Source organism: Streptomyces sp. NPDC001292 (assembly GCF_042896465.1).
Taxonomy (GTDB): domain Bacteria; phylum Actinomycetota; class Actinomycetes; order Streptomycetales; family Streptomycetaceae; genus Streptomyces.
Genome location: NZ_JBIAXG010000019.1, coordinates 34,160 through 54,227, shown reverse-complemented (window position 1 = coordinate 54,227; position 20,068 = coordinate 34,160). Strand labels below are relative to the sequence as shown.

Here is a 20,068-nt window from a genome sequence, read left to right as displayed (position 1 = left end):
GTGGTGGCAGGCGGCGGACAGGCGGCGGGGACCTGCGAGAATGAGGGCCATGGCAGGGTCCGAGGGTTTTGAGTCAGAGTCCGAACGCGTCACGCGACAGTTGCGCGACCAGATCCTCGACGGTGACCGCCGGCCCGGCAGCAGACTCGTCGAACGGGAGCTCGCCGCGGAGCTCGGGGTGAGCAGGCTCCCGGTCCGCGAGGCTCTGAAGGCGCTGGTGGCGGAGGGACTCGTCACGCCGCGCCCGCGTACCTGGGCCGTCGTGCGCGAGTTCACCTCCACGGACATCTCCGACCTCGACGAGGTCCGCTGCGCCCTGGAGACGCTGACGTTCCGGCTGGCGGCTCAACGGCGCAACCGCGACGGCCTCGAGAAGCTGCGCGCGGACCTGGACCTGGAGCTCGAAGCGGCACGCCGGGGAGACGCCGTCGTGGCCCGGCGTGCCGCGGCCGACTTCCACGAGACCGTGACGGCGATGGCCGCCAACGAGCTTCTGAACGAACTGGGAACCACGCTCCGCAGCCGTATGCGCTGGCTGCTGGCCCAGCACGACGACCTGCTGACCGTCGCGAAGGAGCACGAGGCGCTCTACGAGGCGATCGAGGACCGGGATGTGCCGAGGGTCGAGGAGCTGGTCATGAAGCACCTGGCCACCAGCCGTGACGTGGCCGCGACCCACCGCCGGCAGTCGCCGCGGTAGCACGTCCTCGGGAGCCGACCGGCGGGGGCTACGGCGGTCCGGCCCCGGGCCGGGAGACATATGGGTGGCCGGAAGATCCCCGGGCGGGACGGAAGGCTGGACCTGGGCCCTAGGGCTTCCTAGGGTTTGAGGTCGTCAGATGATCGAGAAGAGGGCCGGATGGAAACGGTGGGGCGCGTATCGATCGTCGATACCGTGATCAGTGAGCTACGCGCGGAGATCGCCCGGGGCGCTTGGCGGGTCGGCGAGCGGATCCCTCCGGAGGGCCAGCTCGCCGAGTCTCTCGGCGTGAGCCGGCTCTCGGTGCGCGAAGCCGTCCGCGTGCTGGTGCACTCCGGACTGCTGAGCACCCGCCAGGGCGCCGGCACGTATGTGACCGCCACCGACGAGGGCCAGGTCGCGCTCCGCCGCCACCTCGGCCGCGTGACGGCCGACGACATCCTCGACGTACGGCGCGGCCTGGACATCGTCGCGGCCCGGCTGGCGGCCACCGCGCGCACCGAGGACGACCTCACGGCGCTCCGCCAGGCCATGGAACGGCGCACCGCCGCGGGGCGGGCCGCCGATCTGGACGCGTTCACCGACGCCGACGTCGACTTCCACCTGTGTGTCGCGGAGGCCGCGCACAACCCGCTGCTCCGGGACCTGTACCGGAACATGAGCGACGCCCTGCGGGAGACCGTCAAGGCCGGCCGGTGCATGGACGAGGCCGGCGACGACCCGTTCCACGGCGCTCTGTTCGAGGCGGTGCGCGCCGGCGACCCGGTCGCCGCGACCAGCGCGGCGCTGGCGATCCTCGAAGGCGGCGCCGAAGGGGACGCGTGAGCGCCGCGGTGGGGATCTGAGGACGGCCCGCGACGGCGACGGCCGGGGAGGACAGGGGGTGCACCCTGCCGGCCCGGCCCACGCCGTGTCCAGGGCGTCGAGGGCCGCCGACCGCGTTCCGGACCAGCGCCGCCGGGCGCACCCGCGGGGGACGGAGGCGCGGGCTGCCCGGAATCGCCGATAATGGGGACGAGCCTGTCGGGCGGCTCGGCCGCCAGCGAGGAGCGAGATGAACGGGTTCGACCCCGCCGGCGCCCTTGCCCTCGGCGCCGTGGCAGCCGCCGTGCTCGACGAAGCCGGGACCGTTGTGCGGTGGTCCGGCGCGGCCGCCGACCTGCTGGGGCGAACGGCCGATCGTGTCTGTGGCCGCCCGGTCGGGGAACTGCTCGCCGACGCGCCCGACGAGCCGCACCGCTGCGCCTTCGCGGCGGACGGGTTTCCGGCCGTCGGCCGGACGCGGTTGCGGCACCGCTCCGGCCGTGCCCTGGAGGTCGCCTTCCGGATCGAGCGCCTGGAGGGTTCGTCCGAGCTGCTGGCCCTGGCCGCCCCCGCGGCCGAAGCGAACGAGCGGGAACAGGGCCTGTCGGTGCTGCGCGCACTCTTCTCCCAGGCCCGGATGGGGGTCACCCTCCGCGACACGGACCTGGCCCTCGTACGGACCAACATCACCCTCGAGACGCTCGGCGGACCTCCCGGCGCTGCCGACGTGCAGATGAGGGAGGTGGCCAACGCCAGGGACGCCGAAGCCGCGGAGGCGGCGCTGCGCCGGGTCCTGGAGACGGGCACACCGCTGATCGGGGAGGCACAGGACGTGCACTCACCGCTCCTCCCCGGGCGGCACCGGACGCTCTCCCTGTCCGCCTTCCGGCTGGAGGACGCGCAGGGGGAGCCCGCGGGCGTCGTCACGCTGGTCACCGACATCTCCGAGCAGCAGCGGACCCGCCACCACCTGGACCTGCTGCGCGACGCCTCCACCCGCATCGGTGGCTCACTGGACGTCGGGCGCACCGCGCAGGACCTGGTCGACGTCCTCGTACCCGCTCTCGGGGACCTCGCCTGGGTGGAGCTCGCGGACTCCGTCATCGAGGGGGACGAGCCCGGCAATGTGCTCGGCGGCTCCAGGCTGCACTGGCGACGGGTCGCGGTCGCCTCGGCCGACGGGCCGTGGCCCTCCCGTCTGCTCCAGAAGGGCGCGGCGGCGCCCCCGCAACCGGACATGCCCACCCTGCTCGCTGTCCAGCGCGGCGAGGTCATCGTCGCCGACAGTGAGACGATCAGCGCCATGTTCGGCGAGCCGCGCCTGATCGAGCTGCTGGTGCCGGAGAACGCGCGTTGGCTCGCCGTGGCACCGCTTGCCGCGCGCGGCACGGTGCTCGGCGTCGTCGGAATCTGCCGTACCGAGCACGGGGAGCCCTTCGACGAGGACGAGGCGGACCTGCTGAAGAAGATCGCGTCCAGGGCCGCGCTCAGCGTGGACAACGCCCGCCGCTACACGCGGGAGCGTCGTGCGGCCGTCGCGCTCCAAAAGCGCCTCCTGCCACGCGCGACCACCGAGACCCCGGCCGCCGAGACCATCGGCGTCTACCGGCCCGCGGGCGGCGGGGCGGAGATCAGCGGCGACTGGTTCGACGTCCTCTCGCTGCCCTCGCTGCGGGCCGCGTTCGTCGTCGGCGACGTCTTCGGGCACGGCCTGCACGCCACCGCCACCATGGGCCGGCTGCGCACCGCCGTGCAGACCCTGGCCGACCTGGAACTCGACTGCGACGACCTGCTCACCCACCTCGACGACCTGGTGCAGCGACTCGCGGGCGAGGCCGCCCCCGAGAACCGGGACACCGTCGGCGCCACCTGTCTGTACGCCCTCTACGATCCGGTCGCCCGCCGCTGCACCCTCGCCAGCGCCGGGCATCCGGTGCCCGTCGTCGTCCCCTGCGACGGCGGGGCCCGACCCGTGGGCCTGTCTCCCGGCCCGCCCCTGGGCGTCGGTGGCATGCCCTTCGAGACCGTCACGGTCGATCTGGCACCCGGCAGCGTCCTCGCCCTGTACACCGACGGACTGATCAAGGGCGACGACGGCGACACCGACGCCGGCCTGCGACGGCTGACCGACCGCCTCGCCGCCCACTGCCGTCCCGGCCGGCCGCTGGACGAGATCGGCCGAGCGCTCCTCGCCGACCTCGACGACCGTCCGCCCAGGGACGACATCGCGCTGCTGCTCGTCCGCACCCGCGCGGTCCCCGTGGAATCCGTCGCCAGCTGGGAGTTCCCCGCGGACCCCGCCAGCGTGGCCGATGCCCGGGAGGTCACCACTCGCCAGCTGGCCGCGTGGGGGCTCGACGACCTCGCCTTCAGCACCGAGCTCATGGTCAGCGAACTGGTCACCAACGCCATCCGCTACGCCGGGGGCCCCATCGGGTTGCGGCTGATCCACGAGGACGTCCTGGTCTGCGAGGTCAGCGACCCGAGCAACACCCAGCCCCGCCTACGCCGGGCCCGCACCACCGACGAAGGGGGCCGGGGCCTGTTCCTCGTGGCCCAGCTCAGCACCCGCTGGGGCAGCCGTTACAGCCAGCGGGGGAAGACCATCTGGGCCGAACAGGCGGTCAACCCGGGCCCGGATCAGCTCATGTACGCCTCTGTGATTCCGATGTGACGCGGCATCAGGGACCGTGAGTCCCCGCCGGGCCGCTCTCCAGCAGGGCCAGTGAGGCGCTGGTGGCCTTGTCGGCGTCGCCTTCGGCGATGGCCGCGGCGAGGGTGTGGTGCCAGGCGTCCTGTCCCTGGGTGAAGACCTTCAGGCAGCGGTCGTCGCGGATGCTGTCGGCCAGTGCCCTGGTGAAGGTCGAGTAGAGCTCGACGAGGAGTTCGTTGTGGGATGCCCGGGCGACGCGGAGGTGGAAGTCGACGTCGGCTGCGACGAAGGCGGCTTCGTCGCCTGTGGTTCCGGCCGCGGCCCGCCGGGCGAGCGCGTCGTTGAGGGCGGCGATGTCCCGCTGGGTGCGGCGTGCGGCGGCCAGGCCGGCGGCGAGGATGTCCTGGCGGCGGGCCGGCTCAAGGGCCGTGACCTGCCCACCGTCCCGTACCTGACGCAGTCGGCGGCCGGGACGGGCAGGGCGGAGAAGGTGCGGCTTGGGGAGGTCTTCCGCGGCGAGTTGCTGCGGCGCACCGCCGCGCTGGCGGTGGTGTCCTGGATGACGTTCGGTGCGCAGATCACCGTCCTGGTGCTGATGCCGACCATCCTTGTCGACCAGGGCTACACGATCACCGAGAGCCTGACCTTCACCATGGTGATGAACGTCGGCAGCCTCCTGGGCGCGGCGGCCGCGACGTATGCGGCGCTGCACTGGCCGCGCCGGCTGGTGATGACCGGCGGCGCCGTGGCCGCCTGCCTGGCCGCGCTCGCGTTCGGCTTCCTCGCCGGCACCTCGGCGCTGGTGCTGCTGCTCGGGGGCACGTTCCAGTTCTTCGTCCTGCTGCTGAACAGCACCGTGTTCGCGTGGGCGCCGGAACTGTACCCGACCCGGGTACGCGCCTTCGGCACCTCGATGATCGCCGTACAGGGCAACGTGGCCGGCGCCTTCGTCCCCATCGGCGCAGGACTGCTCCTGGACCACGCGGGCGTGGTCGCGGTGTTCGTCCTGACCGCTGCCATGTACGGGGTGATGGCCGTCGCCGTCCGCTTCGCCCCCGAAACCCACGGCCGCTCACTCGAGGACATCAACGTCGAAGCCCCCTCCGCGGCCCCCGCCTGACTCGCCTGCCGGCCGTGCGGTACGTCCCGTCCGGCCGGTCCGGCACCCCCATACCGACCAACCCTGACGTGAACCACCGTCAGAACTGTCAAGGAGAGATGATGGACCGTCTGCATGTCTCGGCCACCTCGCACTGGCCCAACTACCTGCCCGAGTACGTCGCCCGGGAGTTCGGTTTCTACGAGGAGGAGGGGATCGACTTCTCCCGGAGCGCGCCGGACGACTGGACGCGGGTGCTGGCCGATCTCGAGGAGGGACAGGCGCAGGTTGTTCTCGGGGGGCTGTGGGTGCCGGCGATGTACCACGGGCGTGGCCGTGAGTACCGGGCGTTCGCTCAGCTCAACCACCGCAACCCGAAGGCGCTGGTGGTGCGGGAGCCGGTGACGGACTTCGAGTGGACGGACCTGGAGGGCAAGATCGTCCTCGCCCCCGGTGCGGGCGGCACCGCGCCGTATGTGCACACCGCGGGACTGATGCGCAGGGCCGGTGTGGACATGTCCCGGGTGCGGTTCGTGCGGGACCTGTCCGGGCCGATGCTCACCGAGCTGTTCCTGGGCGGCATGGGGGACGCGCTGGTCACCGACGCCGTCAACGCCGCCTTCCTCCAGCACCGCGGCCTGGCCCACACCGCGGTCCGCTACGACCGGGCGGGTGGCCTGATGCCCAACAGCGTCTACTACACCACCCAGGCGGTCCTCGACCGCGACGACGAACTCGCCTTCTGGTTCTGCCGGGCGCTCCAGCGCTCCATCGACTGGCTCAAGACGCACAACGCCGAGGAACTGGCGGGCCTGCTGGCCCGCGAGTGGCCGGGCCTGGACACCGAGGTCCTGGTGCAGGTCGTCGACGACCTGCGCGCCAGTGGCATCTGGGACGACATCCGCATCAGCGAGGACGGCTACGCCGAGTGGCTGCGCATCCTCGCCGAGGACGGCCTGCTCGATGCCCCCGTCCCGTACGCGGACCTGGTCGACGCCCGCCCCGCCGCCCAGGCCGCTGCCGAGGTGACCGCGTGACGGAGCGGACGCGTACCGGCCGGGCGCCTCTGCTGGTGCTGGACCGGGCACAGGTCGCGAGTCTGCTGGACCTGGGGGAGGTGATGCAGGTCGTCCAGCAGGCCCATGCGGCCCTGTCCATGGGCACGGCGCGTCAGCCCGACCGGTCGGCCATGGAGCTGCCCGGCGGGGCCGGACTGCTGGTGCCGATGGTCGCCGCGGTCGACCCGCTGGCCGGCGCCGGCGTCAAGCTCCTCACCGACACCCCGCCCAACGCCGGGCGGGGACTGCCGGTGCAGCAGTCGGTGATCACCCTCATCGACCCCGACACCGGCACCTGCGAGGCGGTCCTCAACGGCGCGCCCATCACGCTGCTGCGCACCGCGGCGGCGTCGGCCGTCGCCACCCGGCACCTGGCCCGTCCGGGCGCGGGCACCCTCGGCCTGATCGGCGCCGGCGCCCAGGCCCGCGCCCATCTGGCGGCAATGGCGCGGGTGATGGACATCGAGCAGGTGCTGGTGTGGAGCCGCACCCGCGCCACCGTCGAGGCGTTCGCGGAGCACGCCCGCGGCCAGGGATGTGCGGTCAAGGTCGCCGACGATCCGGAACAGGTGGTGCGCGCGGCGGAGGTGCTGTGCACGCTGACCCCGTCGCGGATGCCGGTGGTGCGGGGGGAGTGGTTCGGTCCGGGCCTGCACGTCAACGCGGTCGGTGCGCCGCCGCGGCCGGACCACCGGGAGATCGACACCGCGGGCATCGTCCGCGCCCGGGTCGTGGTGGACAGTTTCTCGGTGTCCTCCCACGAGTCCGGCGAGGTGCTGATCCCGATGCGGGAAGGGGCGATCACCCCGGAGCACTTCCGCACCGAACTCGGCGACGTCATCACCGGCAAGGCCCCCGGACGACGCGCCGAGGACGACATCACGCTCTACAACTCGGTCGGCGTCGGAATCCAGGACGTGGCAGCCGCCCGGCTCGTCGTCGACGCCGCCCGACGCCACGGCATCGGTACCGAAGTACACCTGTCCTGACCTGCTCGGGGTCCCGCGAAAACCCACCCACGCGAGCCGGCCGGCCCCACTGACCGACGGGCCGTCCGGCGCCGCGCTCGCCACCCCGGCGAGCCGAAAAGAGAAAGGACCAAGGTGCGCATACTGATCGCCAATGTGAACACCACCGCCTCCATGACCGAGACGATCCGTGCGCAGGCCGCGGCCTGTGCCTCGCCCGGTGTCGAGATCGTGGGACTCACCCCCTTCTTCGGGCCGGAGTCGGTGGAGGGCAACTTCGAGAGCTACCTGGCCGCCGTCGCCGTGATGGACCGGATCGTCCGCTACGACGAGCCGTACGACGCGGTGATCCAGGCCGGGTACGGCGAGCACGGCCGGGAGGGCCTCCAGGAACTGCTCGACGTCCCGGTCGTGGACATCACCGAGGCGGCGGCGCAGGTGGCGATGCTGCTCGGCCGCACGTACTCGGTCGTCACCACCCTGGACCGGGCCGTGCCGCAGATCCAGGACCGACTGCTGCTCGCCGGGCTGAACGAGCGGTGCGCCTCGGTGCGGGCCTCCGGGCTGCCGGTGCTGGAGCTGGAGGCGGATCCCGCCCGTGCGGCCGACGCGATCGTGGCGGAGGCCCGCAGGGCCGTCGTCGAGGACCGGGCGGAGGTGATCTGCCTGGGCTGCGGCGGTATGGCCGGACTCGACCAGAAGATCAGTGCCGACACGGGCGTCCCCGTCGTCGACGGCGTCGCCGCCGCGGTCACCCTCGCCGAAGGGCTCGTCCGGCTCGGCCTCAGCACCAGCAAGGTGCGCAGCTACGCACGGCCGAGGCCCAAGACCGTGACCGGCTGGCCGATCGTGCCGTGACGAGGTCGCGGGGCGCCGTCCGATTTCCGGAAGTACGCGGCGGCGCGTTGCCGCGCCTGCCGGTGACCCTTCACTCGCCGTCGTACGGTGTGGGCATGGCCCCTCCGCTTCCGGGTCCGCTGGCGCACCTGGCACCGCTGCTCAGCCACTACGGCTACTGGGCCGTCGGCGCCGTGGTCCTCGTGGAGGACTTCGGCGTCCCCGCCCCGGGCGAGACGATCCTGATCGCGGCCGGGGTGTATGCCGGTGCCGGGCAGCTCGACGTCGTGGCCGTGGCCCTGATCGCGTTCGCCGCGGCCGTCGTCGGCGACAACATCGGCTACCTCGTCGGCCACCTCGGCGGACGTCCCTTCGTGCACCGCTGGGGCCGGTACATCTTCCTGACGCCGGAACGGTTCGCGGCGGCCGAGCGGTTCTTCGGCCGGCACGGCGGCAAGATCGTCGTGGTGGCCCGGTTCATCGAGGGCCTGCGCCAGGCCAACGGCATCATCGCCGGGACCACGGGCATGCACTGGCTCCGCTTCCTCGCCTTCAACGCGCTCGGCGCGGCGCTGTGGGTCGGGCTGTGGGTGAGCCTCGCCTACGCGGTCGGCACGCACATCGGCACCGTCTACGACGAGATCCGCCGCTACGAGGTGTACGTGCTCATCGCTCTCGGGGTCCTTGTCGTCGCGCTGGTCGTGCGGCACCTGCTGCGGCGCAGGCGACGCGAGGACTGACGGCGCCACCGCGCCGCCCACGGGGCACCCGCTGCCCCGTAGGCGCACGCCTCCCCCGCGGGCGCGCACGCCCACCACCGGCACCGGCCGTGGGCGTCAGGGGCCGTCCCGGCCCATGGGCTCGTTCAGAGGGCCGGTGTCCCGCCGACCGCCGTAGCGGCGCGGGGACCGGTGCACGTGCCGGTGGTGCGTCGCGGCGCCGGCCATGAGGCTCGCGCCCAGGCAGAAGAGCAGGGCGAGAGCGAGACCGGCGCTGAAGACCTCGAGCGTGTTCATGGTGGCGATGTGGTTGCCGAGCACCGACACCGGGTACTGCGGGCCGCCGGACAGGTTGCCGGCGATGGCCAGGCCGGTGAAGGCGGCCGTCGCCGCGAGGAGGAGCAGGCCGATGAGCAGCATGGGAGTCATCTCCTCAATGAGTCACTCATCGAAACGGGTACCCAGCCCGCCACTGACCAGCCCGCCACTGACCAGCCCACCACCGGCCGGCCCACCACCGGCCCACCACCGGCCAGGCGACCCGGCCGGCCTCCTCGGGTGTGACGGCGCCCGAACCGGGACGTCGCACACCGCCGGAAAGTCCCCGGCGGTGTGCGTGCGTCCGACGGCGGTGTCCGTCTCAGGCGGCCAGCACCTTCTCCAGGGAGGCGAGCGCCGAGCGCAGCTCGTCCTCGGTGATGGTCAGCGGCGGCGCCAGCCGGATCGTGGAGCCGTGGGTGTCCTTGACCAGGACGCCCTCCCGCATCAGGCGCTCGCCGATCTCCCGTCCGGTGCCGATCGCCGGATCCACGTCCACGCCCGCCCACAGCCCCCGCGAGCGGAAGCCGACCACACCCCGGCCGACCAGCTGGACGAGCCCCTCGCGCAGCAGCTTGCCCAGCGCCGCCGCCCGGAGCTGGAACTCGCCCGTCTCCAGGAGCCCGACCACCGCCGTGCCGACCGCCGCGGCCAGCGGGTTTCCGCCGAACGTCGACCCGTGCTCACCCGGCCGCAGCACCCCGAGCACCTCCCGGGACCCGACGACCGCGGACACCGGCACGATACCGCCGCCGAGGGCCTTGCCCAGCAGCAGGACGTCCGGGACGACGTCCTCGTGCTCGACGGCGAGCGTGCGTCCGGTGCGGCCGAGGCCCGACTGGATCTCGTCCGCGACGAACAGGCAGCCCGCGCGGCGGGTCAGCTCCCGCACCCCGGCGAGGTAGCCGTCGTCGGGGATGAGCACGCCGGCCTCGCCCTGGATCGGCTCGATCAGCACCGCCGCCGTCGTCTCGTCGATCGCCGCCTCCAGGGCCGACAGATCGTTGTACGGGACGATCCTGAAGCCCGGCGTGAACGGTCCGAAGCCCGACCGTGCCGTCTCGTCCGTCGAGAAGCTGACGATCGTCGTCGTACGGCCGTGGAAGTTGTCCGCCGCGACCACGATCGTCGCCCGGTCGGCCGGGACGCCCTTGACCTCGTACGCCCACTTGCGGGCGACCTTGATGCCGCTCTCCACCGCCTCGGCGCCGGTGTTCATCGGCAGCACCATGTCCTGCCCCGTCAGCGCCGCCAGCCGCTCGGCGAACTCGGCGAGGCGGTCGTTGTGGAACGCCCGCGAGGTGAGGGTGAGCCGGTCGAGCTGGCGGTGGGCCGCCTCGGTCAGCGCGGGGTGGCGGTGCCCGAAGTTGAGCGCCGAGTAACCGGCCAGCATGTCGAGGTAGCGGCGTCCCTCGACGTCCTCCACCCAGGTGCCCTCGGCGCGGGCCACGACCACGGGCAGCGGATGGTAGTTGTGCGCGAGGACCGGCTCCTCGGCCTCGATCAGCTCCGCGGAGGTACGGGTACGGGCAGGTGCGGTCATGAGCGGATCTCCTGGGTGCAGCACTTGATGCCGCCGCCGGCCTTGTGGAACTCGGACAGGTCGACGGGGACGGGGACGTAGCCGCGGTCGGCGAGCTGTTCGGCCAGGGCCGTGGCCCCGGGCGAGATGAAGACGTGGTGGCCGTCCGAGACGGAGTTCAGGCCGAAGGACATGGCGTCCTCGCGGGTGGCGATCAGCGCGTCCGGGTACAGCCTGGCGAGCACCTCGCGGCTGCCCGGCGAGAACGCGTCCGGGTAGTACGCGACGTTCCCCTCGCCCTCGTCGTCGAGGACGAACAGCGCCGTGTCCAGGTGGTAGAAGTACGGGTCCACCATGGTCAGGCCGATCACCGGGACGCCGAGGAACTCCTGCGCCTCGCGATGGGCCTCACGGGTGGTGCGGAAGCCGGTGCCGGCGAGGATCCAGCGGCCGGCCGGCACGAAGTCGCCCTCGCCCTCGCACACCGACTCGGGACGGTAGACGTCGAAGCCGGCCGACTTGAACCACGTGTCGTAGGGAAGGGACTCCGGACGGCGCTCGGGCGCCCGGAAGAGGGAGCCGAAGACCCGGCCGTCCACGACCACCGCCGCGTTGGCGGCGAAGACCATGTCGGGCAGGCCGGGCACGGGCTCCACGGTGTCGACGCTGTGGCCGTGGGCGCGGTAGACGCGCATCAGCTCGTGCCACTGTTCTTGGGCCAGGGACACGTCCACGGGGACGTCGGGACGCATCCAGGGGTTGATCGCGTACTGCACGGCGAAGTGTCTGGGTTCGCAGACGAGGAAGCGCCGCCGGCGCGGCACACGGGATTCGGGCACAGAGGGGTCCCTCCGCTTCCTGGGTGTCGACTGGGGTTGGCACAAAGGTAGGAAGTGGCGAAGACGGACGACAAGAAACAAAAGCTGCGCGTACGAGCAGCGATGCTGCGTGTTCACGGGGCTCGGCGCACGTCTGCTGCGCCCTGTGGAGGGGCAGGCTGGCTGGCGCCCGCCTCAGGACTGTCCGGCAGCAGGTGGGACAGCACCATCACGCTGATCGTCTTGCGGATGAACGGCTCGGTACGGATGCGTTCCAGCACCTCCTCGAAGTGCCCCACGTCCCGCGCCCGCACGTGCAGCAGCGCGTCCGCGCCGCCGGTCACCGTCATCGCCGCCGTGATCTCCGGATGGTGGCGCACCACCTCGGCCAGCCGCCTCGGCGGGGCCGCGCCCTCGCAGTACACCTCGACGTACGCCTCCGTGCGCCAGCCCAGCGCCGCAGGCTTCACCGTGGCCGTGAACCCGGTGATCACACCGGTCTCGCGCAGCCGGTCCACGCGCCGCTTGACGGCCGTCGCGGACAGACCGATGGCGGCGCCGATCTCGGCGAAACTGCTGCGGGCGTTCGCCATCAGGGCGGTGAGGATCTTCCGGTCGAGTTCGTCGAACGATGCCGGCCTGCTGTTCATGGCGGCACTGTATCCAGCGCGGACGTCGGTGCCCGGCACATGTCACACCGTGCTTTTCGCCCCTACACTCCACGTTCATGCTGCGCGCCCTCGCCGTCGACGACGAACGCCCCTCCCTCGAGGAACTGCTGTACCTGCTGAGCGCCGATCCCCGGATCGCCGGCGTGGAGGGCGCCGGCGACGCGACCGAGGCGCTGCGCCGGATCAACCGGGCGCTGGAGTCCGGCCCGGACGGACCCGACGCGATCGACGTCGTCTTCCTCGACATCCACATGCCGGGCCTCGACGGCCTCGACCTGGCCCGGCTGCTGAACGGGTTCGCCCAGCCGCCGCTGATCGTGTTCGTCACCGCCCACGAGGGCTTCGCCGTGCAGGCCTTCGACCTCAAGGCCGTCGACTACGTGCTCAAGCCCGTCCGCAAGGAACGCCTCGCCGAGGCCGTCCGCCGCGCCGCCCAACTGCGCGGCGCCGCCCCGCGGATACCCGTCAGCGAGCCCGATCCCGACCACCTGCCCGTCGAACTCGGCGGGGTGACCCGCTTCGTGGCCGTCGAGGACATCACCCACGTCGAGGCGCAGGGCGACTACGCCCGGCTGCACACCGGCAAGGGCAGCCACCTCGTGCGCATCCCGCTGTCCACCCTGGAGGAGCGCTGGCGCTCCCGCGGCTTCGTCCGCATCCACCGCCGGTACCTGGTGGCCCTGCGCCACATCGGTGAACTCCGCCTGGACGCGGGCACGGTGAGCGTCCTGGTCGGCACCGAGGAACTCCAGGTCAGCCGCCGGCACGCGCGGGAACTGCGCGAGCTGCTGATACGCCGGACCGCGCGCTAGGGAGCCGTACGTCATGCCGCAGGACCCGACCGAGCGCCGTGTCGTCGTCACCGGGCCGCCCCCCCGCACCCGCCGGGCCCCGGTCCACTACCGTCCGCGCACGGAGATCGACGAGCAGACCACCCTCGGCCACACCTACGTCCGCTCCCTGATGCGCAGCCAGCTGCGGGCCGGCCTCACGGTGTTCGCGGTGCTCGTCCTCCTCGTCGGCCCGCTGCCGCTGGTGTTCGCCGCGGCCCCCGACGCCCGCCGGCTGAAGTGGGCGGTCCTCGGCTTCGGCCTCTACGCCCCGCTGGTGCTGCTCGCCCGCTGGTACGTGCGCCGCGCCGAGCGCAACGAACGCGACTTCGTACAGCTCGTCGGAGACCGCTGAACGCCGTGAACTCCGCCTACACCGTCCCCGCCGTCGCCCTCGTCGTGGTGGCCACGATCCTCGTCGGCGCCTTCGGTCTGCGCATCTCCCGCACCACCTCCGACTTCTACGTCGCCTCCCGCACCGTGGGCCCGCGCCTGAACGCGGCCGCCATCAGCGGGGAGTACCTCTCCGCGGCCTCGTTCCTGGGCATAGCCGGACTGGTCCTCGTCCAGGGCGCCGACATGCTGTGGTACCCGGTCGGCTACACGGCCGGCTATCTGGTCCTGCTCCTGTTCGTCGCCGCCCCGCTGCGCCGGTCCGGGGCCTACACGCTGCCCGACTTCGCCGAGGCCCGGCTCGCCTCCGAGGGCGTGCGGCGACTCGCGGGCGCCTTCGTCGTCGGCGTCGGCTGGCTGTACCTGCTGCCGCAGCTCCAGGGAGCCGGACTCACCCTGGCGGTCCTGACCGGGGCGCCCGCCGCGCTAGGCGGAGTGATCGTCGCCGTCGTCGTGGTGGCCATCGTCGCCGCGGGCGGGATGCGCAGCATCACCTTCGTCCAGGCCTTCCAGTACTGGCTGAAACTGACCGCACTGCTCGTCCCGGCCCTCTTCCTCGTCCTCGCCTGGCAGGGCGAGGGGGCGCCACGCCGCGCCTACGACGAGCCGGCCGCCTTCCGCGAGCAGCGCACCGTGCGCGTCGTGGAAACCCTCGACCTCAGGCTGGAGCGCCCGCTCACCGTCACCGTGACCGGCACCGTCGACGGCCGCGCCCACCGCGAGCGGCAGGTGAGCCTGCCGGCCGGAACGCACCGCGTCGAGGGCGGCACCCGGCTCACCTTCGCCCGGGGCGCCGGAGTCCCGGTGGCCGCCCGCGGCGGCAGCGGCGGCATGTCCACCGCACTGGCCTCAGGCCGTGAGGAACGCCCGCTGTACGCCACCTACGGGCTGATCCTCGCCACCTTCCTCGGCACCATGGGCCTGCCGCACGTCGTCGTCCGCTTCTACACCAGCCCGCACGGCGTGGCCGCCCGCCGCACCACGGTGGCCGTGCTCGGCCTGATCGGCGGCTTCTACCTGCTGCCTCCGGTGTACGGCGCCCTCGGCCGCGTCTACGCCCCCGAACTCACCCTCACCGGGAGCGCGGACGCCGCCGTACTGCTGTTGCCCGACCGGGTGATCGGCGGCCTCGGCGGGGACCTGCTGGGCGCGCTGGTCGCGGGCGGCGCGTTCGCCGCGTTCCTGTCGACCGCATCCGGCCTGACCATGGCGGTGGCAGGGGTGCTGACCCAGGACGTGCTGCCCTCGCGCGGCGTACGCCACTTCCGGCTCGGCACGGTGCTCGCCATGGCCGTACCCCTCGCCGCGAGCGTCCTGGTCGGCGGGCTGCCCGTCGCCGACGCCGTCGGGCTCGCCTTCGCGGTGTCCGCCTCCTCCTTCTGCCCGCTACTCGTCCTCGGCATCTGGTGGCGGCGGCTCACGCCGCCCGGCGCGGCCGCCGGGATGCTGGCGGGCGGCGGCGCCGCGCTCGTCGCCGTCGCCGTGACCATGGCCGGCTTCCCCGGCACCGGGCCGCTGCACGCGCTGCTCGCCTGGCCCGCCCTGTGGTCGGTGCCGCTGGGCTTCCTCACGATGATGCTGGTGTCCCTGGCCACACCCGGCCGGGTGCCGGCCGGCACCGCGGCCGTCCTGGCCCGGTTCCACCTGCCCGAACAGCTGCGGGCGGAGGTGAAGGGATGAGCGGCTTCCTCGCCGGGCTGTGCGTGGCGGCGCTGCCGCTGCTCGCCGCCGGATACTGGCTCGGCCGGCGCACCGCCCGCCCGCAGACCCTCGGCGGGCTCGGCACGCCCGTCGAGCACGCCACCTTCCAGACCCTGCACGCCGCCTCGCTCGCCGCACCCCCGCTGCGGGCCGGGCTGACGGAGGAGACCGCCCGCAAGTCGGCCCGCCGGCTGCGCTCCCTGCTCGGCACCGACGCCCTGTGCCTCACGGACGACGAGCGGGTCCTCGCCTGGGACGGCGTGGGCGGCCACCACCGCACCGAGATCATGGAACGCCTCACCGGGCCCCTGGAGACCGGCCGAGGCGAGGCCTTCCGGCTCACCTGCCGGACTCCGGACTGCCCGGTGCGCTGGGCCGTCGTCACCCCGCTCGCCGTCGACGACCGCGTCCACGGCGCCCTCGTGGCCTGCGCGCCCCGCGAGTCGGCCGTGCTGGCCCGCGCGGCGGCCGAGGTCGCCCGCTGGGTCTCCGTGCAACTGGAGCTCGCGGACCTCGACCGGTCCCGCACCCGGCTCATCGAGGCCGAGATCAAGGCCCTGCGCGCGCAGATCTCCCCGCACTTCATCTTCAACTCGCTCGCGGTGATCGCCTCGTTCGTCCGCACCGACCCCGAGCGGGCGCGGGACCTGCTGCTGGAGTTCGCCGACTTCACGCGCTACTCGTTCCGCAGGCACGGCGACTTCACCACGCTCGCCGACGAACTCCACGCCATCGAGCACTACCTGGCCCTCGTACGGGCCCGCTTCGGCGACCGCCTCTCGGTCACCCTCCAGATCGCGCCCGAGGTGCTCCCCATCGCCCTGCCGTTCCTGTGCCTGCAACCGCTGGTGGAGAACGCCGTCAAGCACGGCCTCGAGGGCAAGACCGGTACCTGCCACATCAGGATCACCGCGCGGGACGAGGGCGCCGAGGCGGTGGTCGTCATCGAGGACGACGGCGCCGGCATGGACCCCGATCTGCTGCGCCGCATCCTGGCGGGTGAGGACAGCCCCTCCGGCGGCATCGGCCTGTCCAACGTCGACGACCGGCTCCGTCAGGTCTACGGCGACGACCACGGACTGGTCATCGAGACCGCGCAGGGTGCGGGCATGAAGATCAGCGCCCGGCTGCCGAAGTACCAGCCGGGCGTCCATTCGGCGACGCGGCTCACCGGGGAGTGAGCCTCCTCAGGTGCCGCGGGTGACGACCATGCCCAGCGTGACCAGGCCCAGCACGACCCAGCCCAACCACAGCCAGCCGTTGCCGCCGAGCGCCACCGTGTAGGCCGTCACCGCGACCAGCGCGCCGACGGTGAGCACCCCCATCGCCTTCGTGGAACCGTCCGTGGAACCGTGCATCGCGGCACCCTCCTCATGGTCCGTGACCTCCATGGTGCCCCGGTTCGGCCCATTGGCATCCCCCACAACAGGCCTGTTCGCCCCCACCCCCACCGGAAGCCCCCCGCCCGCTCCCCTGGCCCGGCGACGTCCGGCCTGACGCCCGGAGGGCGATCGGGTGTGGGGCGATCGGGTGTGGGGCGGTGGCGGGGCCGCCGGGAGACGAAGCCGGTTTGCCGGTCGGGTGACGGGTCCGGCGGGGACCGCCGTGGGCGACGGTGAGGAGCCGCAGCCCTGGGAGGTGCGTGAGGCTCTCCGGTGGCCCGGTCGTTCTGTGTGGGGGAGACGATCGGCGAGACCGCGGCGGGGCAGTGATCTCACCGGTGATGGCCCGCGCGCCGGGCTGCGGCGGGCCGGGATGGTCCGGCCACGTTCGGATGCGGGCGCGGGCGCAGGCCCGGCGGGCCGGATTGAAGGACGTTCGCCGACGGCGGCCGGGGCCGCGACCGCGGGGCCGCGTGGACGTGAACGGTCCGGGGGCGCGGCATCGCTGCCGCGCCCCCGGACCGTCCGGATGCTGCTGGGCTCAGCTGCCCCGTGCGTTCAGGGAGGCCAGGTACGCGTTGTACGCCTCGAGTTCCTTGTCGCCGTCCCGGTCCGCGGCGCGGTCCTTGCGGCGGGCCTGGCGCTGCTCGGAGCTGTACCACTGGAAGAGCAGAGCGAGCAGCACCAGGACCGAGGGGATCTCGCTGAACGCCCAGGCGATGCCGCCGGCCGCGTTCTGGTCGGTCAGGGCGTCGATGCCGAGCGAGGCGGGCGGGTTCTTGAAGGTGTCGACCATGGGCGTGGTCGCCATCATCAGCGCGATGCCGAAGAACGCGTGGAACGGCATGCCCGCGAACAGCTCCAGCATCCGCATGAGGTGACCCGGCCGGTTCGGACCCGGGTCGACGCCCATGATCGGCCAGAAGAACACCAGGCCCACCGCGAGGAAGTGCACCATCATCGCGATGTGCCCGGTCCTCGAGCCCATCAGGAAGTCGAAGAGCGGCGTGAAGTACAGGGCGTACAGGCTCGCGACGAACATCGGGATGGTGAAGGCGGGGTGCGTGACGACCCGCAGGTACCGGCTGTGCAGCAGGGCCAGCAGCAGCTCACGCGGCCCCTTGCGGCCTCTCCCGGCCACCGGCAGCGCGCGCAGCGCCAGCGTGATCGGGCCGCCGAGCAGGATCAGGATCGGCGACAGCATGCTGATGATCATGTGCTGGACCATGTGCACGCTGAACATGACCATGCCGTAGTCGTTCAGCTTGGTGCACATCACCAGGGCCACGGTCAGCACACCGATGACGTACGCCACCGTCCGGCCCACCGGCCAGGCGTCGCCGCGCCGCCGCAGTCGCACCACACCCCAGCCGTACAGGCCGAGCCCCAGCAGGCAGGCGACGAGGAAGAACGGGTCCGCGGACCATTCGAGACCGCGTCCCAGCGTGAACGGCGGCAGATCCGTCATCATGCCGTGCCCGCTGTGATCCATCCGCCGGCTCCTGATTCATGGGGATTGTGCGCTGTCTGTCCACAGCTGTCTGTCCGCACCCAGAGTAGAGCCGCCCCCGGCCGCGTCTGCGACCGGGGGCGGTGGGGAGGTGCGGCGTGTTCTACAGCACGCACTCCGCCTCGGCGTACCGCTCCGCGGGGACCGTCTTGAGGGTCGCCACCGCCTCGGCCAGGGACACCATCACGATGTCCGTGCCGTGCAGCGCCGTCATCCGGCCGAACTCCCCGCGGTGCACCGCCTCCACGGCGTGCCAGCCGAACCGGGTGGCCAGCACCCGGTCGTACGCCGTCGGCGTGCCGCCGCGCTGGACGTGCCCGAGGATCACCGGCCGGGCCTCCTTGCCGAGCCGCTGCTCCAGTTCGAGGGAGAGCTGCCGGGCGACGCCGGCGAACCGCTCGTGGCCGTAGACGTCCTTGCCGCCCTCGTCGAAGTCCATGGTGCCCGCCCTGGGCTTGGCGCCCTCCGCGGCCACGACGATCGCGAACCGTTTGCCCGCCGCGAACCGCTCGCCGACCTTCGCCGTCAACTCCTCGATGTCGAAGGGGCGTTCGGGGACGACGATGGCGTGGGCGCCGGCCGCCATGCCGGAGTGGAGCGCGATCCAGCCGGTGTGACGGCCCATGACCTCCACGATCAGCACCCGCTGGTGGGACTCGGCGGTGGTCTTCAGCCGGTCCAGGGCCTCGGTGGCGACGGTCACGGCGGTGTCGAAGCCGAAGGTGACGTCCGTGACCGCGATGTCGTTGTCGATGGTCTTGGGCACACCGACGATCGGCAGGCCGTTGTCCGACAGCAGCCGGGCCGCCTTGAGCGTGCCTTCGCCGCCGATCGGGATGATCGCGTCGAGCCCCAGCTCCTCGACATGGCCCTTGGCCCGCTGCACGCCGTCCCGCAGGTGCTCGGGACGGACCCGGGAGGAGCCGAGGATGGTCCCGCCGCGGGCGAGGATGCCGCTCACCGCGTCGAGGTCGAGCTTGAGGTAGTCGCACTCCAGGAGGCCCTTCCAGCCGTCGCGGAAGCCGATGACCTCGTCGCCGTGGTCGACGACGGCACGGTGCACGACGGACCGGATGACGGCGTTCAGGCCGGGACAGTCGCCGCCGGAGGTGAGGACGCCAATGCGCATAGCCCGAATAACCTTCTCAACGTGGGCGCGGGGACCGGACCACGTTGTCCAGTCGGTCCCCGCCACCCTAGCGGCACCGGACGGTGGGGCCGAACCGTGCGTCCGCCTGCTGGACCGGCCTGCTCACCTGTGCGGACACCCTGTCAGACGGGCTCCCGCCGAGGCCGTCCACGCGGGCCGCCGCGCGGCTGGTCCTGCGCGGCTGGTCCTACGCGGGCTGCTGCGCAGCCGCGATGCGCTCGTTGCGCAGCGCCTCGTACCAGTGGTCGTCGATCGGCGGCAGCGCGTTGACGTCGAGGGCCAGCTTCAGCATCAGGTCCGCGATCAGCGGGTTGCGGGCCAGCACCGGCCCGTGCATGTACGTGCCGAAGACGGTTTCGTTGTACGCGCCCTCCGTGCCGTCGCCCGTGCCGTTGCCCCGGCCCAGGCGGACCTGGGCGAACGGGCGGGCGGTGGGGCCGAGGTGGGTGACGCCCTGGTGGTTCTCGAACCCGGTCAGCTGGGGCAGGCCGAGCCGCGGGTCGACGTCGCCCAGCACGTCGCCGACGCACCGCTCGCCCTCACCGCGCACCGACACGACGTCGAGCAGGCCGAGCCCCGGCTCGCGCTGTCCGAGGTCGTTGACGAACTCGTGGCCGAGGATCTGGTATCCGGCGCAGACGGAGAAGACGATCGCGCCGTTCTCCACAGCCTTGTGCAGACCGCCGTCGCGGCGCAGCCGCTCCGCCGCCAGCCGCTGCGGCCGGTCCTCGCCGCCGCCGATGAGGTAGATGTCGCCGGAGGTCGGGATCGGCTGGTCGCTGCGCACGTCGAGACGGGCCACGTCCAGGCCGCGCTGGCGGGCCCGGCGCTCCACCACGAGGACGTTGCCCTGGTCGCCGTAGGTGCTCAGCAGGTCCGGGTAGATCCACACCAGCCGCAGTTGGTTGTCACTCATGAAGTGGTCGTCCTTTGTG

At 72.6% G+C, this 20,068-nt stretch carries 21 protein-coding genes; 12 read left to right on the top strand and 9 right to left on the bottom strand.

Annotated features, from left to right (window positions below):
• Window positions 1–49: 49 nt before the first annotated feature.
• The 3 genes from ACFY4A_RS20955 (at window position 50) to ACFY4A_RS20945 (ending at window position 4,178) form a co-directional block, all read left to right on the top strand.
• Window positions 50–700 (top strand): GntR family transcriptional regulator, encoded by a 651-nt coding sequence (locus tag ACFY4A_RS20955; protein WP_390830876.1) that lies wholly within the window; start codon window positions 50–52, stop codon window positions 698–700.
• Between the two features lie 195 nt (window positions 701–895).
• On the top strand, window positions 896–1,525 hold the full coding sequence (locus ACFY4A_RS20950) for a FadR/GntR family transcriptional regulator (RefSeq protein WP_390830875.1): 630 nt from the start codon (window positions 896–898) through the stop codon (window positions 1,523–1,525).
• Between the two features lie 229 nt (window positions 1,526–1,754).
• Entirely contained in the window at window positions 1,755–4,178 is a 2,424-nt protein-coding gene (locus ACFY4A_RS20945; RefSeq protein WP_390830874.1) for a SpoIIE family protein phosphatase, read from the top strand.
• Between the two features lie 7 nt (window positions 4,179–4,185).
• Here the strand turns inward: ACFY4A_RS20945 and ACFY4A_RS20940 are convergent, their stop codons facing one another.
• Window positions 4,186–4,512 (bottom strand): FadR/GntR family transcriptional regulator, encoded by a 327-nt coding sequence (locus ACFY4A_RS20940; RefSeq protein ID WP_390830959.1) that lies wholly within the window; start codon window positions 4,510–4,512, stop codon window positions 4,186–4,188.
• On the opposite strand from ACFY4A_RS20940, the gene ACFY4A_RS20935 reads away from it, so the two are divergent.
• The 5 genes from ACFY4A_RS20935 (at window position 4,396) to ACFY4A_RS20915 (ending at window position 8,859) form a co-directional block, all read left to right on the top strand.
• Complete coding sequence (locus ACFY4A_RS20935; RefSeq protein WP_390830873.1) at window positions 4,396–5,277, top strand: MFS transporter; 882 nt, start codon at window positions 4,396–4,398, stop codon at window positions 5,275–5,277. The genes ACFY4A_RS20940 and ACFY4A_RS20935 overlap by 117 nt on opposite strands.
• Before the next feature lie 101 nt (window positions 5,278–5,378).
• Window positions 5,379–6,293: an ABC transporter substrate-binding protein gene (locus tag ACFY4A_RS20930; RefSeq protein ID WP_390830872.1), complete on the top strand. Its 915-nt coding sequence runs from the start codon at window positions 5,379–5,381 to the stop codon at window positions 6,291–6,293.
• Window positions 6,290–7,303, top strand: a complete 1,014-nt coding sequence (locus tag ACFY4A_RS20925) for an ornithine cyclodeaminase family protein (RefSeq protein WP_390830871.1) — start codon at window positions 6,290–6,292, stop codon at window positions 7,301–7,303. The genes ACFY4A_RS20930 and ACFY4A_RS20925 overlap by 4 nt, the downstream gene beginning before the upstream one ends.
• A 114-nt stretch (window positions 7,304–7,417) precedes the next feature.
• On the top strand, window positions 7,418–8,140 hold the full coding sequence (locus ACFY4A_RS20920) for an aspartate/glutamate racemase family protein (RefSeq protein ID WP_390830870.1): 723 nt from the start codon (window positions 7,418–7,420) through the stop codon (window positions 8,138–8,140).
• Between the two features lie 95 nt (window positions 8,141–8,235).
• Window positions 8,236–8,859 carry a DedA family protein gene (locus tag ACFY4A_RS20915; RefSeq protein ID WP_390830869.1) on the top strand — a complete coding sequence of 208 codons (624 nt, stop codon included), beginning with the start codon at window positions 8,236–8,238 and terminating at the stop codon, window positions 8,857–8,859.
• 96 nt (window positions 8,860–8,955) lie between these two features.
• On the opposite strand, the gene ACFY4A_RS20910 is transcribed toward ACFY4A_RS20915, so the two are convergent.
• The 4 genes from ACFY4A_RS20910 to ACFY4A_RS20895 all read right to left on the bottom strand — a co-directional run bounded on the left by ACFY4A_RS20910 (window position 8,956) and on the right by ACFY4A_RS20895 (window position 12,146).
• The gene (locus ACFY4A_RS20910) at window positions 8,956–9,258 is read right to left on the bottom strand and encodes a hypothetical protein (RefSeq protein WP_390830868.1); all 303 of its coding nucleotides are present in this window, start codon (window positions 9,256–9,258) and stop codon (window positions 8,956–8,958) included.
• A gap of 220 nt (window positions 9,259–9,478) precedes the next feature.
• Window positions 9,479–10,699 carry an ornithine--oxo-acid transaminase gene (rocD, locus tag ACFY4A_RS20905; protein WP_390830867.1) on the bottom strand — a complete coding sequence of 407 codons (1,221 nt, stop codon included), beginning with the start codon at window positions 10,697–10,699 and terminating at the stop codon, window positions 9,479–9,481.
• Window positions 10,696–11,517 (bottom strand): dimethylargininase, encoded by an 822-nt coding sequence (ddaH, locus tag ACFY4A_RS20900; protein WP_390830866.1) that lies wholly within the window; start codon window positions 11,515–11,517, stop codon window positions 10,696–10,698. The genes rocD and ddaH overlap by 4 nt, the downstream gene beginning before the upstream one ends.
• A gap of 113 nt (window positions 11,518–11,630) precedes the next feature.
• On the bottom strand, window positions 11,631–12,146 hold the full coding sequence (locus tag ACFY4A_RS20895) for an Lrp/AsnC family transcriptional regulator (protein WP_390830865.1): 516 nt from the start codon (window positions 12,144–12,146) through the stop codon (window positions 11,631–11,633).
• Between the two features lie 77 nt (window positions 12,147–12,223).
• Between ACFY4A_RS20895 and ACFY4A_RS20890 the strand changes: the two genes are divergently transcribed.
• Genes ACFY4A_RS20890 through ACFY4A_RS20875 form a run of 4 tightly spaced genes read left to right on the top strand, consistent with a single transcriptional unit; the run spans window position 12,224 to window position 16,272 of the window.
• Window positions 12,224–12,979 carry a LytR/AlgR family response regulator transcription factor gene (locus tag ACFY4A_RS20890; RefSeq protein ID WP_390830864.1) on the top strand — a complete coding sequence of 252 codons (756 nt, stop codon included), beginning with the start codon at window positions 12,224–12,226 and terminating at the stop codon, window positions 12,977–12,979.
• 13 nt (window positions 12,980–12,992) lie between these two features.
• Window positions 12,993–13,352: a hypothetical protein gene (locus ACFY4A_RS20885; RefSeq protein ID WP_390830863.1), complete on the top strand. Its 360-nt coding sequence runs from the start codon at window positions 12,993–12,995 to the stop codon at window positions 13,350–13,352.
• Between the two features lie 5 nt (window positions 13,353–13,357).
• Window positions 13,358–15,070, top strand: coding sequence for a cation acetate symporter (locus tag ACFY4A_RS20880; RefSeq protein ID WP_390830862.1), 1,713 nt, complete (start codon window positions 13,358–13,360; stop codon window positions 15,068–15,070).
• Window positions 15,067–16,272 carry a sensor histidine kinase gene (locus ACFY4A_RS20875; protein WP_390830861.1) on the top strand — a complete coding sequence of 402 codons (1,206 nt, stop codon included), beginning with the start codon at window positions 15,067–15,069 and terminating at the stop codon, window positions 16,270–16,272. The genes ACFY4A_RS20880 and ACFY4A_RS20875 overlap by 4 nt, the downstream gene beginning before the upstream one ends.
• A gap of 6 nt (window positions 16,273–16,278) precedes the next feature.
• On the opposite strand, the gene ACFY4A_RS20870 is transcribed toward ACFY4A_RS20875, so the two are convergent.
• From ACFY4A_RS20870 to ACFY4A_RS20855, 4 genes are all read right to left on the bottom strand, one after another.
• Complete coding sequence (locus tag ACFY4A_RS20870) at window positions 16,279–16,449, bottom strand: hypothetical protein (protein ID WP_390830860.1); 171 nt, start codon at window positions 16,447–16,449, stop codon at window positions 16,279–16,281.
• Window positions 16,450–17,014: 565 nt separating this feature from the next.
• Window positions 17,015–17,965 carry a cytochrome c oxidase assembly protein gene (locus tag ACFY4A_RS20865; RefSeq protein ID WP_390830859.1) on the bottom strand — a complete coding sequence of 317 codons (951 nt, stop codon included), beginning with the start codon at window positions 17,963–17,965 and terminating at the stop codon, window positions 17,015–17,017.
• Window positions 17,966–18,086: 121 nt separating this feature from the next.
• Complete coding sequence (locus ACFY4A_RS20860) at window positions 18,087–19,112, bottom strand: 6-phosphofructokinase (RefSeq protein WP_390830858.1); 1,026 nt, start codon at window positions 19,110–19,112, stop codon at window positions 18,087–18,089.
• Window positions 19,113–19,320: 208 nt separating this feature from the next.
• Window positions 19,321–20,049 carry a type 1 glutamine amidotransferase gene (locus ACFY4A_RS20855; RefSeq protein ID WP_390830857.1) on the bottom strand — a complete coding sequence of 243 codons (729 nt, stop codon included), beginning with the start codon at window positions 20,047–20,049 and terminating at the stop codon, window positions 19,321–19,323.
• Window positions 20,050–20,068 lie beyond the last annotated feature (19 nt).

Coding starts and splice junctions, on each gene's coding strand:
- ACFY4A_RS20955 (WP_390830876.1), top strand. CDS start 50: ATGGCAGGGTCCGAGGGTTTTGAGTCAGAGTCCGAACGCGTCACGCGA.
- ACFY4A_RS20945 (WP_390830874.1), top strand. CDS start 1,755: ATGAACGGGTTCGACCCCGCCGGCGCCCTTGCCCTCGGCGCCGTGGCA.
- ACFY4A_RS20930 (WP_390830872.1), top strand. CDS start 5,379: ATGGACCGTCTGCATGTCTCGGCCACCTCGCACTGGCCCAACTACCTG.
- ACFY4A_RS20915 (WP_390830869.1), top strand. CDS start 8,236: ATGGCCCCTCCGCTTCCGGGTCCGCTGGCGCACCTGGCACCGCTGCTC.
- ACFY4A_RS20910 (WP_390830868.1), bottom strand. CDS start 9,258: ATGCTGCTCATCGGCCTGCTCCTCCTCGCGGCGACGGCCGCCTTCACC.
- rocD (WP_390830867.1), bottom strand. CDS start 10,699: ATGACCGCACCTGCCCGTACCCGTACCTCCGCGGAGCTGATCGAGGCC.
- ACFY4A_RS20895 (WP_390830865.1), bottom strand. CDS start 12,146: ATGAACAGCAGGCCGGCATCGTTCGACGAACTCGACCGGAAGATCCTC.
- ACFY4A_RS20890 (WP_390830864.1), top strand. CDS start 12,224: ATGCTGCGCGCCCTCGCCGTCGACGACGAACGCCCCTCCCTCGAGGAA.
- ACFY4A_RS20885 (WP_390830863.1), top strand. CDS start 12,993: ATGCCGCAGGACCCGACCGAGCGCCGTGTCGTCGTCACCGGGCCGCCC.
- ACFY4A_RS20875 (WP_390830861.1), top strand. CDS start 15,067: ATGAGCGGCTTCCTCGCCGGGCTGTGCGTGGCGGCGCTGCCGCTGCTC.
- ACFY4A_RS20870 (WP_390830860.1), bottom strand. CDS start 16,449: ATGCACGGTTCCACGGACGGTTCCACGAAGGCGATGGGGGTGCTCACC.
- ACFY4A_RS20865 (WP_390830859.1), bottom strand. CDS start 17,965: ATGGATCACAGCGGGCACGGCATGATGACGGATCTGCCGCCGTTCACG.
- ACFY4A_RS20860 (WP_390830858.1), bottom strand. CDS start 19,112: ATGCGCATTGGCGTCCTCACCTCCGGCGGCGACTGTCCCGGCCTGAAC.
- ACFY4A_RS20855 (WP_390830857.1), bottom strand. CDS start 20,049: ATGAGTGACAACCAACTGCGGCTGGTGTGGATCTACCCGGACCTGCTG.